This window comes from Brevibacillus ruminantium (genome assembly GCF_023746555.1).
Classification (GTDB): Bacteria; Bacillota; Bacilli; order Brevibacillales; family Brevibacillaceae; genus Brevibacillus; species Brevibacillus ruminantium.
Map to the genome: position 1 here is coordinate 4,238,410 of NZ_CP098755.1, position 14,400 is coordinate 4,252,809.

General features: G+C 53.0%; 13 protein-coding genes. 3 read left to right on the top strand and 10 right to left on the bottom strand.

Going from position 1 to position 14,400, the window contains the following annotated elements:
* Positions 1-1,094 precede the first annotated feature (1,094 nt).
* Positions 1,095-1,277, bottom strand: a complete 183-nt coding sequence (locus NDK47_RS20865; protein WP_251871685.1) for a hypothetical protein — start codon at positions 1,275-1,277, stop codon at positions 1,095-1,097.
* A 183-nt stretch (positions 1,278-1,460) separates the two neighbouring features.
* On the opposite strand from NDK47_RS20865, the gene NDK47_RS20870 reads away from it, so the two are divergent.
* The 3 genes from NDK47_RS20870 (at position 1,461) to NDK47_RS20880 (ending at position 3,531) form a co-directional block, all read left to right on the top strand.
* Complete coding sequence (locus NDK47_RS20870) at positions 1,461-1,835, top strand: DUF423 domain-containing protein (protein WP_251871686.1); 375 nt, start codon at positions 1,461-1,463, stop codon at positions 1,833-1,835.
* 156 nt (positions 1,836-1,991) lie between these two features.
* Positions 1,992-2,852 carry an arylamine N-acetyltransferase gene (locus NDK47_RS20875; protein WP_251871687.1) on the top strand — a complete coding sequence of 287 codons (861 nt, stop codon included), beginning with the start codon at positions 1,992-1,994 and terminating at the stop codon, positions 2,850-2,852.
* A gap of 61 nt (positions 2,853-2,913) precedes the next feature.
* The gene (locus NDK47_RS20880) at positions 2,914-3,531 is read left to right on the top strand and encodes a DUF6143 family protein (protein ID WP_251871688.1); all 618 of its coding nucleotides are present in this window, start codon (positions 2,914-2,916) and stop codon (positions 3,529-3,531) included.
* Positions 3,532-3,611: 80 nt separating this feature from the next.
* On the opposite strand, the gene NDK47_RS20885 is transcribed toward NDK47_RS20880, so the two are convergent.
* The 9 genes from NDK47_RS20885 to NDK47_RS20925 form a co-directional block, all read right to left on the bottom strand.
* Positions 3,612-4,046 (bottom strand): DoxX family protein, encoded by a 435-nt coding sequence (locus NDK47_RS20885; protein WP_407653327.1) that lies wholly within the window; start codon positions 4,044-4,046, stop codon positions 3,612-3,614.
* 134 nt (positions 4,047-4,180) lie between these two features.
* A complete protein-coding gene (locus tag NDK47_RS20890) occupies positions 4,181-5,407 on the bottom strand; it encodes an MDR family MFS transporter (RefSeq protein WP_251871689.1) in 1,227 nt (408 codons plus the stop codon).
* Entirely contained in the window at positions 5,407-6,333 is a 927-nt protein-coding gene (locus NDK47_RS20895; RefSeq protein ID WP_251871690.1) for a winged helix-turn-helix domain-containing protein, read from the bottom strand. The genes NDK47_RS20890 and NDK47_RS20895 overlap by 1 nt, the downstream gene beginning before the upstream one ends.
* Positions 6,334-6,481: 148 nt before the next feature.
* Positions 6,482-7,444 carry a metal-dependent hydrolase gene (locus NDK47_RS20900; protein WP_251871691.1) on the bottom strand — a complete coding sequence of 321 codons (963 nt, stop codon included), beginning with the start codon at positions 7,442-7,444 and terminating at the stop codon, positions 6,482-6,484.
* A gap of 270 nt (positions 7,445-7,714) precedes the next feature.
* Positions 7,715-9,499, bottom strand: a complete 1,785-nt coding sequence (locus tag NDK47_RS20905) for a M3 family oligoendopeptidase (protein WP_251871692.1) — start codon at positions 9,497-9,499, stop codon at positions 7,715-7,717.
* Positions 9,500-9,618: 119 nt separating this feature from the next.
* Positions 9,619-10,140 carry a molybdopterin-guanine dinucleotide biosynthesis protein B gene (gene mobB, locus NDK47_RS20910; protein WP_251871693.1) on the bottom strand — a complete coding sequence of 174 codons (522 nt, stop codon included), beginning with the start codon at positions 10,138-10,140 and terminating at the stop codon, positions 9,619-9,621.
* A 3-nt stretch (positions 10,141-10,143) separates the two neighbouring features.
* The gene (locus NDK47_RS20915; RefSeq protein WP_251871694.1) at positions 10,144-11,403 is read right to left on the bottom strand and encodes a molybdopterin molybdotransferase MoeA; all 1,260 of its coding nucleotides are present in this window, start codon (positions 11,401-11,403) and stop codon (positions 10,144-10,146) included.
* 48 nt (positions 11,404-11,451) lie between these two features.
* On the bottom strand, positions 11,452-13,800 hold the full coding sequence (locus tag NDK47_RS20920) for an FdhF/YdeP family oxidoreductase (protein ID WP_251871695.1): 2,349 nt from the start codon (positions 13,798-13,800) through the stop codon (positions 11,452-11,454).
* 206 nt (positions 13,801-14,006) lie between these two features.
* Positions 14,007-14,372: a Na-translocating system protein MpsC family protein gene (locus NDK47_RS20925; RefSeq protein WP_251871696.1), complete on the bottom strand. Its 366-nt coding sequence runs from the start codon at positions 14,370-14,372 to the stop codon at positions 14,007-14,009.
* Between the last annotated feature and the right edge of the window lie 28 nt (positions 14,373-14,400).

Sequence of the window (14,400 nt, forward strand, 5' to 3'; positions counted from 1 at the left end):
CCGATGTGTAATAAGAACCCAGTAAATCTCTCTTCCAATAAATCCCTGATTTCGATTGTTGTGTATATTGTCATAGTCTTGTTCAGTCTCAATTTTGTCTCAATCCTTTTACTCAATCGTTCTTTTGCCGACCATTCGTCCTACAATAGAGTTGCCCATTGTAAACAACTTCTTATCCGTTGATGGAACGCCGTGTGCGATGAAAGTCGCCCGCACGGTGTAGGCTCGAACGAAAACCCTCAAGAGAAGGGAATAAGTCGAGAATAGCTCAAAACCGATTACTGACTTAGTTGCTTATGGAACCGCTAAAAATGAATTGGGAGATGTATTTGTATTTCTGTCATTTTCCCAACTAACGGGGGTTACCTCGGCTAAAGTTCAATATTCAACAGACCAACAGACATGGCAAAACGCGGAAGTGGATAGCCCTATTACCTCTACAACGGATGAAGTAATTGCTAAATTACCCTCCTTTGCTTCCGGGATCTATTATTTCCGGATGAATGTTGAAGGAGGACAGCGAGCGGGTGTGTCCAATATAACAAGCAAATATATCGAGTAATCATCATTTCCATCAACCAGCCCTCGGGATTTTCCCGAGGGAATTTTTTATCACCAAGACTGAAAACTCGCCTCGCTCTATCCAAAATTACCGCTGTGTTAAATCGACTTCTTGCCACTAAGCCCAGCAATCCAATCGAACCCTTCTTCTCACGGCGTTCGCAATTCCGTTCGGTCTTTATCTATTACCGATGTGTAAAAAGAGCCCAGTAAGTTAGAATCACGTTATCCTTTGTAAAAGGGTCGAAACCCAAACTTTCCCAATACGTACTATTATTAAAGTCGATTCCAAAGGTGGTTTATGATGTTTGAGTTTATTGCTCATGTTTTCCACCAATTCATTTCAACCGTTGCCGAGATTTGGACTAGGAACAAACACTAAAAACAACCTTGCGACAATTACCCCACCTTCAACCATCAAACTTACTTTCCAAAGCTCGTACACTTTTTCCGCTGCTTCAAACGAAAAGCGGTGCCTACGTTTGTAGACACCGCCACTTCCTTTTAGAAATCACTGTATCCCCTACATCACTTTACTTCTGAATCATGTCGCGTACACCGTAAAAGATAAGTGCCCCGGAGAAAACGAGCATGGCGATAATCCCTATACCATCCACGACAGGATTCAGACCAGAGAGGAAGGAGCCGTCCAACGGCGCTTTCAGCAATCCGTAGCCGCCAAACAAACCGCCTACAAGCGACAGCCATTTGTTCATCTTTTGTCACCTCCCGTTCACCCAGCACTAACTTCTGCTGGATTTACTACACCCTATGCGAGAGGTGGCCAAGCGGTTTGGACGAGTAAACAGGGCGTGTTCATCAATTTGCAATTGGGCAGAGCGGTACCTCATGGGGTACAATAGAAATGGAAATGACCCCTTAAAAAGGAGCGATCTTACGTGCGTATCTTTTTGCTTCTGGGTGCGATCAATGGCTTTTTGTCCGTTGCACTCGGTGCTTTTGCCGCCCACGGTTTGAAACAAAAGCTGGATGAATATGCGATCGGCATTTTTCAAACCGGTGTGACTTACCAAGCTACTCATGCACTCGCCTTGATTGCGGTTGCCGTTCTGATCAAGCTTTTCCCGGGATCTTCTACGCTGAACTGGGCAGGCTGGTGCTTTTTCATCGGAATCATCCTGTTTTCGGGCAGCCTGTACGCCCTCAGTCTGACGAACGTCAAGGTACTGGGAGCCATTACTCCGTTTGGAGGGGTACTCTTTTTGATCGGCTGGGCGCTGCTTGCGATTCAGGCCTGGAAATCCGCTTCCTGATCCGTACAACAAGTATGATCGGCTTCTTCCCCTGGAAGAAGCTCGCTCATATTTAGCAGAAAATTCATACACAAGCATACTCTCAAACAACTCGTTAGAAAGATAGATACTCTCAAACAGCTCGCGAGAAAAATCACAAGAAGCGGAGGCTAAGCGATGTCAGAATCAAAGGAACCAGCAATGTCGAACTGGACGCAAACGTATCTGCGTCATCTCGGACTGGATGTGCAGCCTGCCAGCTTTGCTTACCTTGGCCACTTATGCCGTGCTCATTTGCAAGCATTTCCCTTTGAAAATGTAAGCAAGCTGATACAGGCGGAAAAAAGCGACGTTCCGTCCATCCCGGCTCCGGATCTCTTTTTGCAGGCAGCACAGGAGTTTCACTTCGGCGGTACCTGCTATACCCTCCACACTCATTTTCTGCAGTTGTTGCAGAATCTCGGTTTCGTTGCACATCTCGTACTGGTTGGAACTGCTCATGCCGGAATCATCGTGAGGCTTCCCGAGTTGAATCATGAACCGCTCTATGTCGACGTTGGCTCTGCCGCTCCCTTGTTTCGCCCTGTCCGCTTTTTTACAGAACCGGACAACTCGTCCCCCTTTGGATCGGAGGCGATTCGGATTGCTCCTGATCGGCAACAGCCGGGCCGTTACCGCTATCAGCGTTACCGGGGTGGGGAGCTGGTCAGCGACAGTTGGCATTTTCATCCGGATGAACGACGAGAGCCTGCTGACTTTTCCCCCGAAATCGTCCGCTCTTTTCATCCTGACAGCACTTTTCTCACCTGCCTGCGGATTCACCGATACCAGCTGGACCGCGCGCGCTGTGTCTCCCTGAAAAACAACTCCCTGCTGATCATGCACGTAGATGGACGGGAGGAAAAGCGGATTCTGGAATCGGTGAAGGAAATAGAGGATGCAGTGGCCAACGATTTAGGGCTGCCCCGCATGCCCGTTGGCCACGCTGTCGAAGCTCTCACCCGGCGCGGAATTGATATCTTCAGCGAAAATGCCTAGCACCGCAATCGGGCAACTGCCATATCCTGTAGGTGAGTTTCCCAGAAGGAGCGCGAATCCGATGGCAAAACACCTGTTATCACAGGCACCCTACTACTACGGCATGACGGATATGTACATGCAGATGGGCTACTTCCCTTATCCCCGTCAGCAAACCGATGAACCGCGTAATATCCATCTGGAATATCCACTGGCCGCAGCGATGGCATTGCAATGCAAGTACTATCTGGGACAGACCAGCCCCATATCTGCAGGTAACGGTACGGCCGCCTCAGGAGGCCTGATCAATCCGCAGCGTTCCGGCGTTCACCTGTATATCAATGAATTTGCGATCACGAATCGCTCGTCAGATCATTCGGTCGAAGCCAAGCTGTGGTTCGGCAAAGCGTCCTCGCTGGGAAATCCGGTTGTCTCCCCGCAGATAACATCCGGGTTCATCCAATTCCCTGCCTGTCCCTCCGCTCAAGGTCAAATCGTCCAGGATGCGGGCCCGGTTCCCTCGGATGGCACCACCGCGGCTACACACATCGTCCCTGCCCACACATCGGTCACAAGCGAAAAATCTGGGCAATGGATACTGGCTCCGGGAACCGCCCTGCTTTTTCATTTTCCCGCCGAGGGTGACGCGGTTGAACTGATTGTCTCGCTAGGCTGGTGGGAGCAGCCCTTTTACCGGTAAACGCCTGCTTTTTCATGGGCGCATCAAGAGAAAAAACCGCTGGATAAGAGCGGTTTTTTATGTGCAAGTGTCCCCTTTTTTCAATTCCCTGGCTGTAGGCGTTTCCCCCTCACCCCGAGATAAACGGTTATGACAAGCAGCACCAGGTCCAGCTCGTAGCCGTTTTTTCCCGCCCCGCCGATTAGACCGTTCTGCCATTTGACTGTGAGAATCGCGCCGACCATGATAGCCGCCAGCGCCCAGGCGGCATAGCGGGTAGCGACTCCGAGAATCAGTGCCATCCCTCCTGCCAGCTCGATCACGATCACCGGATAAACCAGCCATTCCGGCAGTCCGACACTGCCGAACCACTCACTTACCGTCCCCAGCCCCTGCTTCCATTTTGCCAATCCATGCGCCCAGAAAATAATCCCCGTGACTGCTCGCAGCAGCAAAAAGGCCGCCTGCTCGATCTGGGTCCCGATCGTGATGATTGGCTGATCTCGCCGGTTTTGCCGGTTTCGCCGATTGGACAAGTTTCTCGCGCTTTCCCCTCTCTTCAAAGCATCATCCCATCCTTCCTGATCCCTTTCCTTCTACTATATGCACCTGGATGGACAAACAGGAAAAACCCGAACTATCTTTGTCCGGGTTTTGTGCAATCTGCATATTAGACTACCCATGCTTTCTCCTTTTGCTTTTTGGCGTGCAGCGATCGGCCTGCTCCATAAAAGACCAGGCTGACGAGCGCCAACACTGCCATCACGAGAAACATGATCGGCCCTCCATAAATGGATAAAATCAAGCCGCCTGCCCACGGTCCAAGGAAATTGCCCAATTCACTGAAGCTTTGCGCTCCGTAGTAAGTACCCCTCATCTGCGGCGGGGAGATCTGGTCGATCAAAGCGTATTCGGTAGGAATAATCAGGATTTCCCCCAAAGTAAACACGATCATCGCGAGGATAAATTCCGTCCATCCGAGGGAAAACGCAAAGCCCACTTCTCCCGCTGCCATCAGAACAGCTCCGGCGATCATCCGTCGGAACAGCGTAAAGCGCTCTGCCCATCTCGTCAAGGGGATTTGCAGCAGCAATACCGTGAACCCGTTTACACTCATCAAGGCACTGAAAAGCGCCACTCCGCCTTTGATCTCGCTGTGTACATACTGGGACAAAGTGACCGACATCTGACCGTAAACGGTCACCAGAAGCACTCCGCCCAAAACAAACATCAGCAGAGCCCCATCCCTGCTTAGAACCTTCCACATTTGGGAGACGCCCGGTTGATTTTTCTGCTCATCCTTGGCCGGCATATCCCCGACACCGTAATGCCTGCAAAAATACCACAGCAATCCGGCAAACAAGACGTACATGACCGCCGTCAGCCAGAACATGCTGCCGTTGCCCGCGATTCCCAGATAGGCTCCCAGCATCGGTCCGATGGCAAACCCCAGATTGATCGCCATATAGCGATTGGCAAAAACGCGAAAACGCTTCTCTTCGGGGGTCAAATCCCCCATCAAGGCTTTGGATACCGTGCCGAAAAACGTACCAGCCAGCCCTCTTAAAATGCTGTTAAGCAGGAGCATGAGTGGATCACTGGTGACGACAAATCCGGCGTAAGCGACCGCCATCAGCAGCATGGAGAGCAGCATCAGCTTCCGTCGTCCAAACAGATCGGACAGCACCCCGCCCAAAAAGCCGCCTACCATCCCTGCCAGTGGCCCGGCTCCAATAATCATCCCGATCTCCGCCGGGGTAAGAGCAGTCGTCTGACTCAGTAAAATTGCCAAATAGGGCAGACTCATGGACTGCGTCAGCATGACAAATACAGTCCCGCCCATCAATAGATGGACGATGGGATGCTGCGAGGCCCAGATTCGGTTCCATCTGCCCATCAGCGGCCGCCTCCCTTTTGAAGAAAATCAGACAGCAGGTGCGGCAGCCGGTTCAGTGCGGATGTCCGCAAGCTGTACGACTGGGCGGTGGTGGAGTCGAGATAATGGGCACGGATCAGTCCCGCCCTCCGAAGTGCAGTGACATGGTGATGCACGGTGCTTTTCGCCAACGAAACGGCCTGCTGCAAATCACGGAGCGAAGCGTTTTTCTCTGCCAATGTCTGGAGAATCAACAGCCGTTTCTCGTCGGCCAGACACTGTGTCAGCATCAGCAATTGCTTCAGTGTATCTTCCTTGATAATCTCTCCATCGATGACAGGATACAGGACAGTAGCCATGCCGCGATGGAAGTCCAGGATAGTCGTCGGAGCACAATGCGCCTGAGGGACCAGCACGACTCGCTTCAAATGGTCGGAAGGCTCAATCCAGATGCCGTTTGTCGCTTCATCGATCAGCGCGGGAGCCTCTACGCTGGCTGCCCGTTTTTGAAGGATCGCAGCGCTTTCCCGCAGTCGCTCCCATCTCTGTTTGGGGATATGCGAGAAATAATGCTCATGCCAACGGGTCAGCAGCCGCAGGGACTGATCGCGGATTTCTCCCAGATTGAGCGGGATCGAATCGACCCACGGCGCCAGGCGCTCGTACATTTCACCAGCCGGCAATCCCGCCAGCCAGTCCAAAAACTGTTCCACCGACTCTTTCGCCGGAGATTGTGCGGCAAGCAAAACAACCCGATGCAATACCTCCCAGCGTTCATCCTCCAGCTCGGATGCAAAGGAAGCGGGGAGCCGCTGTTTCGTCTGCTCTCGCCATTCTGCGCCAAGCTGGAGATTTTTCGCTTCCTTCTGATTCACATACGCATAGAAACTAACCAGACATTCATATACCAGAGAGAATTCTATATCAATAGAATATAGTTTATTCATTCGATCACCATCGAACATAATTTATTTTCTTTCACTCTATCCTTTCCCCCATTCTTTGTCAACAAAAAATGCCCCGAGGAGGGCTTTCTCGCTTTTTCGTATATAGAAAAAGCGCAGGAAGATCCCTGCGCTCCGTGACCATTCGCTCCTATACAAAAGGAGGGTTCCACGCTTTTTTTCGCCAGCCCATTTTCAGCGATACGACATTCAACTCTCGATCCAATCGGACATCGACACCGAAGGGCAGCTTGTGGTCGTACCAAAAACGCACGTCGCTCCAGGTCACCTCATACCCGTCGTGCAGCTCCTTCCAGGTGACATGAATCCGCTGGGCAAATCCGAGAAAGGCCCGTACCCCATCCATTCCGATCGTGGCCCGGATGATTTCATTGCGGCTTTCTTTTTGATAGACGTCCTCCAGACGGACATGCCGGTATTCTATCTTTCCGGTATAAAAATGGCGGTCCGTCTCCACGACAAATCTCCAGAGAAATGGATGAAAGCTGGGAATGACATGATAAATGCCTGCCAGACCAATCCGGCTTTGCACCTGACGAACCAGCCAGCGATGCTGGAGGGCGCGCAATACGATATACAAAAAGGTAATCAAATAAACGATAGGAAAGATAAGTTCCGCTTTGCCTTGGAAGAAGACCCACCAGATGACAGCAGCGCTGTGCAGACCGAACAGAAACGGTTCAAAGATCGATAAAATGTCCAAATGTATCCAGCGCTGTGAGAACGGACGCAGGCATTGCACGCCGTACGTATTCAGCGTATCGAGAAAAACGTGAAACACCACAGCCATCAAGGCCCATAGATAGAGAAGCCCCAGATGCTGCCACAACTCGTAACCGGCTGACAGCAGCAGAGAGATCGCACCCGGCCAGATAAACAGCGCCGGAATCGAATGCGTCACTCCCCGATGATAGCGGATGTAGGTCGTTTCGCCGCGCACCCTGACAATCGTGTCGAAGTCAGGAGCATGAGAGCCGACCACCGTGGCAATCATGACGGCTTGTGCAAGAGTCGGATCACTCGCAACCGCAGGACTGACATAGGCCAATCCTCCCAATGTTACTCCCAGCAACAGATGACTTGCCGTATCCATGCTGATCCCCCCGAGTCATTTTTTCTGACTGTATGGCCCTATCCCTGATGCAGTTGTTTTTTCGAATGGATCTTGAATATTGCTGTGTTCCTCTTCACTGTACGAAAAGTTCGTATGGCTGTCGTCAATGTCAGGTAAAGGTTTCTTTAAGGTTGAAGGTCCAGCTTTACAAAAGCAAAAGGGCCTGGCTCAGCGGAAGAGGGCTAAGCTCTCGGAAGGAACACAAAAAAACCGGTCTGCCAAAGACCGGTCTTTCCCCTTTCAAATGCGCTATTCAGTTAAACGCAGGAATTCGTCAATATCGGCAACCGCCAAATCAACAGCTGTCTGCCAGAATTCCACCGTCGTAATATCTTCACCCAGATGACGCATCGCCAAATCCTCCACGGTTGTCCGTCCCGTATCGCGCAGGAGCGCATCGTACTTCTCGGCGAAGCCGGGCCCTTCTTTCAGTGCGCGTGCGTACACACTCAAGCTGAAGAGATAGCCAAAGGTGTACGGGAAATTGTAAAACGGATAGGTCGTGATATAAAAGTGAAGCTTGGATGCCCAGAAATGCGGTTCATATTCAGCCAGAGCATCACTGTAGGCTTCTTTCTGTGCCTCGACCATCAAGCGATTCAGCTCGCCTACACTGACCAGACCCTTTTTCCGCTGCTCGTAGAATCTGGTTTCGAACAGGAAGCGCGCCTGAATGTTCATGAAGAAGGCAACGCATTGCTGCAGTTTATCCTCCAGAAGGGAGATGCGCTCTTCGTTGCTGGATGCGTTTTTCACAGCGGCATCCGCTACAATCATTTCCGCAAAGGTCGATGCCGTCTCGGCGACGTTCATCGCGTAATTCTGGGCAAACGGGGGCAATCCGCTCATCACCTGCTGATGATAGGCGTGACCCAATTCATGCGCCAGCGTCGACACGTTTTTGGCATTTCCGGCATAGGTCATGAAGACGCGCGATTGGCCTTTTACGGGAAAGCTGGTGCAGAAGCCGCCCGGCCTTTTTCCTGCCCGATCCTCAGCCTCGACCCAAGCCTCCTCAAAAGCTTTCCGGGAAAAATCAGCCAGCGCCGGATGAAAACGGCCGAAATGCTCCAGGATAAAGGCTGCCGCCTCATCATAGGGGATTTTCTTTTGATTGCTGCTGATCGGAGCTGCAACATCGTACCAGCTCAGCTTTTCCACTCCGAGCAGCTTTGCTTTCCGCTCTAGATAGGCGACCAGGCGATCCTTGCGATTGTTGATCGCCTGCCACATGGCATCCAGTGTCTTCTCTTGCATCCGGCCGATATCAAGCGGCTCACGCAGGACGGAATCCCAGCCGCGATGACGGTAGAGGCTCAGACGATAGCCGGCCAGATGGTTCAGCGCTTTCGCCGCCAGGTCGGCCTCACGCGCCCACGCTTCTTCCCACTTGGCAAAAACCTGGGCCCGAACAGTACGGTCCGGATGATACATCAGGTTGGCTGCCTGTCCGACCGACACCTGTTTGGTCTCGCCCTCCACTTCTACTTCCAGGCTCATGCGGCCGACGACAGCATTGTAGAGATCCTGCCAAGCGTGATAGCCGTCGACAGCGAGATCATTTGCCAGCATCTCCTGCCCTGGCGAGAGCTTTTCCTGAGCCCGTCTGCGGCGCTCGTTCAACGGAAACGTCACCGGCTCCACTTCTGGGAGACGCAGCATCTCACTCCACGCCTGCTCATCCAGCTTCAGCAAATGCACATCCCACGTGGTCAGTGCCGATGCAAAAGCGGCAGACAAGCTTTTGACGCGTCCTCCGAGCAGTGGCGCCTGCTCATCCTTTACATTTTGCGCGGTCAGGCAAGAGATGAAAGAGCCTGCTTCTTTCAAGCGAACAGCAATGCTTTGCACAGTGACCAGCACTGCCTGAAACACCGCTGGTTCCCGCAATGAAAAGTCTTCCTGCGTCAACTGCGAGCGCAGATTGTCAATCTCGGTTTCCAGTTTTTCCAAATATGTACGAAATGCTTCCGATGCACTTCCACCGGGAAAAAACACATCCAGATCCCAGCGTTGCGGCAATTGTTTTTCCATATGGTATCCCTCCCAAAGCTATTGTAGCGCAATGTTCGCACGATGTGTACGAAAACGACATGAATATACAAAAAATGTAAATTGACGAGCGACGGATCAGCTTCTACAAAAAAGGACGCTTATCGCGCCCCTTTTCCCCAACCATCTTCATAATATTTCCGTATAAAGTGTAGAATCCCATCCGTATCGTTAATCGAAAACACAGGCAAAACAGGATGGGCAAACGCCTCCCAACTGATGATCGCAACGGGGGCCGTCACCAGCGACAGCAGCTCCTGATCCTCGGGCCGCCGCAGCAGAACCAATTTCGGGTAGCTCTCTCGTTTAAAGCCTTCGACCAGCACCAGGTCGGCCTGAGCCATTGCCATCCTGTCGATCAGCTCAGATAACGCGAGGGGCCGCTGTTCCAGCATCGCTGTTTTGGTCCGGGATGTGATCGCGACCAGCGATGCCCCTGCTTCCCGGTACTTCCACGTATCTTTGCCAGGCTGGTCCCACTCAAAGTCATGCCCGCCGTCATGCTTGACGATGCCAACGCGAATCCCCGCCTGCTCGATTCCCGGAATCAGCCTGGTCAGAAGCGTTGTTTTTCCTGAATCGGAGTAGCCGACAAGCTGCAGGACTACCGGTTGCTTCGCCATCTTTTATCCCTCCCTGCTCCAGCTCGGCATGGTGTGGGGCAGAACCTCGATCAGCTCTCCCGCCTGCTTCCCTCTGCCCCCGGGGGGAATAATGCCAAAGCTTTCACTCATTGACATCGTGCAGAGGTTGCCTGCCTTATGATTCCAATCCGGCCAGAAGATGAGCTGCCCAGCCTCTTCCGTCAGCCTTCCCCGCAAAAAGCGCGGATAGGGACAAGGCTTGTCGTAGGTCTCCCCCAGCACCGCCTGGATTCGCTTTGCCTGGGAATGCCGCTCTCCGGATAGGCTGCGCACCAACGGCAGGAGAAACAGATGCGCTCCCAAAAAACAGGCACCCGGATTGCCCGAGAGCGCACAAATCCGTTTGTTTTGGTAGATAAGGGCTGTGGTCGGTGTGCCGGGCCGCATGGCTACGCGGTTAAACAGGAGGGTCACATCGGGTTCATCCGCCAGGTAAGCCATCACGTCAAAATCTCCGACAGAGACCCCGCCGGAGGTAACCAAAAGGTCAACATCCTGCAGACACTCTTCCAACTGCCTTTTTACCAGCGGCAGTTCATCCGGCAGGCCCGCCAGCGGAACCGGTATCCCGCCCGCTTCCGCAATCAGCGCTGCAAGCATAATCGCATTGCTGTTGCGAATCTTCCCCGGCTTCATCGGCTCATTGATCTCCAGCAGCTCGGGCCCCGTTGATAGCAAACCGACACGCGGCTTGCGCACCACCGGTACCTGCGCATAGCCGAAGGTAGCGAGAACTGCCAGCGTTCCGGCGTTGATCCGCTCTCCCGCTTTGGCGACGATACTCCCTATGGGCACCTCTTCCCCTTGTTTGGAAAGGTTTTCGCCGGCAATGAGCGAGCGTTTGACCCGCACTTGTCGAGACCACTCCCCTGGCTGTTCGGTCTGTTCAAACATGATGACCGCATTTGCTCCCTGTGGCAGCATCGCGCCTGTCATAATGCGGCTGGCCGTACCCGGTGTCAAGGTCTTCGCGGGGACGTCGCCGGCAGCGATCGTCTCCAGGACTTCTAGCGAGACCGGCTGGTCAACCGTGGCCCCAGCCGTATCCTCCGCTCTCACCGCAAAACCGTCCAGCGGCGAGCGGTCAAATGGCGGCAAATCGCAGGTGGCTGTAATATCCCGGGCCAAAATACGCCCGGCCGCTTCGTATATTCCCACCTGCTCCTCCCTGGGTGTCTCCAGGTCGGACAAAAGTATCTTGACCGCTTCTTCCACGCTGATGGTCTGTCGCTGAAAGCGCATTGTTTGTTCCTCCTTCTGGATGCTCCCTGGCACGTAGGCGGGTCCTGATCAGCTTACATCGACCTCCAGATCGTCTACCCGCTTTTCCCGACATTTTAAATCCTTCCCAGCCGTATAACGATCTGCTTTTTCCACCGTAACCGCTGTATTGTATTCGGGGATGCCCGCAAATTTTTCATATACACCTTTAGGGATGAGGACATTCCCCTCTGGCCAGTACACCTGTATGTTCCCCTGCAGGGTTTCCGCGTATTTCGCCCTGCCCTGAAAGACACCGAACTGATTGTAGACCACGATCGCTTCTCCTTCGCGGATGTGCAAGCCCTTGGCGTCATCAGGATGGATCAGCACATCATAGCGATCCGCTGCATTAAAAGGGTCCTTTTCCCCGTAGATCATGGAGTTGAACTGCTTTCCCCTGCGGGTCGTAACGTAAAATTGTCCCGTCGGCCGCTGCAGCTCCGGCAGTTCGATCGGAAGCAGCCGGGCCCGTTCGTCGGGCGTCGGACAAATCCCGCCCTCGCACAGCCAGGCTCCGCCCCACTGAAAGACATCTCCTTTTTGCTTCAGATGCTGAATCCCGTCGTAGTGGGGATTGGCGAGCGCGATTTCTTTGCGTATCTCCTCGGTGCTCGCAAACTGCATGAGATGCTTTCGCTTCGGATCGACTCGCGCTGCCAGACTGACGTAGATTTCCCACTCTGCCCGGGCTTCCCCGATGCGCGGTCCTTCTACCTCCGGACTGTAATAGACCATGCGCTCCGTACTCGTCGAGGTTCCTCCGCCCGGCTGCTCATAGCGCGTCATCGCCGGCAGCACGATCACCTCCTCCTTGGCATCAACCAGTGTGGAGGTGTTGAAAATAATATCCTGATGCACACGCATTTCCATGTTTTTCAGGCAATTTTCCATGAAAGCCGGATCAGGCATCGTCTCCAGAAAATTGCCGCCGCTCGTGTACAACAGGCGCGTCTTGCGCTCATGACCGCTTGGCAGCAAAGCATTTTCCAGGGAAACGCCGACGATATCTCCTTGCCAATCCGGGACCGGAAAGCCCCAAACCTTTTCCACGCGCTGTCTGTTTGGCTCGTCAAAATCACCGCCCGGCAAGCTGAAGGGATCGGCGCCCATCTCACCCGAGCCTTGTACGCCGGAATGGCCCCGAATCGGCATCAAGCCGCAGTGCTCTCTCCCGATGAAGCCGCGCAATATCGCCAAATTGGCTACCTGGGAGATGTTGTCCGTCGCAAAACGATGCTGCGTCAAGCCCATCGACCAGACAAAGACACCTGATTTGGCTCCGGCGATCAACTGGGCAAACTCCTCCATTCGCTCCCGGCCCATGCCCGCTGACTTTTCCAGCGCTGCCCACTCCTGCGCCTTCACATGCGCCCGCAGCTCCTCCAGACCGTTGGCGTGCTCCTGCAAAAATCGATGGTCGATGGCTGAGCCGGGCTGCGCTTCCTCCATCTCGAACCAGATTTTCATGACTCCATTCATAAAAGCGATGTCTCCGCCAATGTTCACCTGATAGAAATCATCGACGATCTTGGTGCCAAAAAGCGCGCTGTCGGGAACTGAAGGAATCCAGTAGTTCTCCATGGCCGGCTCCCGGTAGGGATTGATCAGGATGATCTTCGTCCCTGCTTTTTTGGCCGCGTACATGTACTTGGTGGACACAGGCTGATTATTGGCCGGTACTGATCCCCAAAAGACGAGGACATCTGTGCCGATCCAGTCCTTGTAGTTGCAGCTGGATGCGCCGATCCCCAGCGAACGTTTCAATGCCGTTTTACTGGGCGAATGGCAAATTCTGGATGAATTGTCGATATTGTTCGTCCCGAGAAAACGGGCCATTTTGCCTGCCGTGTAATAAACCTCGTTGGTAATGCCGCGAGATGTCAGGAAAAAAGCGATCTGTTTGGGAGAAACGGCTCTGATCTTGGTCGCGATCCGGTTCAGCGCTTCTTCCCAACTGATTCTCGTAAACTTGTTTTCACCCGGCTTTCGGGAAAGCGGGTACGGAATCCGGCCCAGCTTGCGAAGCTCGGTACTGGACAGCTTCTTTAGCTCCGCCACGTTTTCCAGCCATTTCGGTTCGATGGCTGGCATCGTATTGAGCCGCAGGACGTTGAGCCGTGTTGTGCACAAATGCGGACCGCTCAGAGTCTGATCATACAGACCGGATACACCCAGCGCACATCCGTCACAGACACCCTGCGTCAGGATTCGGTACGCGTAGCCCAGATTGTCTCTGTTTTCATAGATGACCTTCATCGTGTCCCGAATATGATGCGGCTTTACTTTTCCCAACCCCATCGGCACCAAAGATGACCACAAGGACGGTTTCCATGACGTATCCAGCTTGATGGGACCTGTATGTTTCGTCTTGCCCATGCTAACTCGCTCCTCTCATGGCTTCCCCAAGTCAATCGAGATGATTCGCACTGTTCATCATGAAAATAACCACCGTGAAACAACCCCCAGATGAAATCGGGAATGTCCACGGTGGTTCTTTGGCAGGATCGCTACCTCGCACCTTACGTGTATGACGCGATACTCCGTCTAACAAACGCCGGGCAGCGCAACTGCCTCGACTAGGCTTACGGCAGATTCTTGAACTTTTTTTCGATGTCCTGGTCAAATACGAAGATGGACATGCCAAAATCGCGTTCAATGTCAATATCGACGAATAAATCTACGAGAGCCGCACCCAGAAACGACTCCATTTCAATCGGACGGTTTTTGCGATACATCTCTTTGACCATTTCCGTCCGGGCAGCGCGGAGCATCTGTTTCCCTTCATCAGCAGTCGCAATGAACTTTTCTACAGGGGAGAGGTTCCCCTCCATTTCACAAATCGCCCAATTTTTACAAAAGGTCGTGACGATCTTGCTCGGCCCCTTGCCCATATGGCGCTTTCGAAAGGTTCTGACCAGATTGCTGAACTCAGCTTCATATTTATTCATCGAAGTAAGTCACCTTTTACTAAATTGA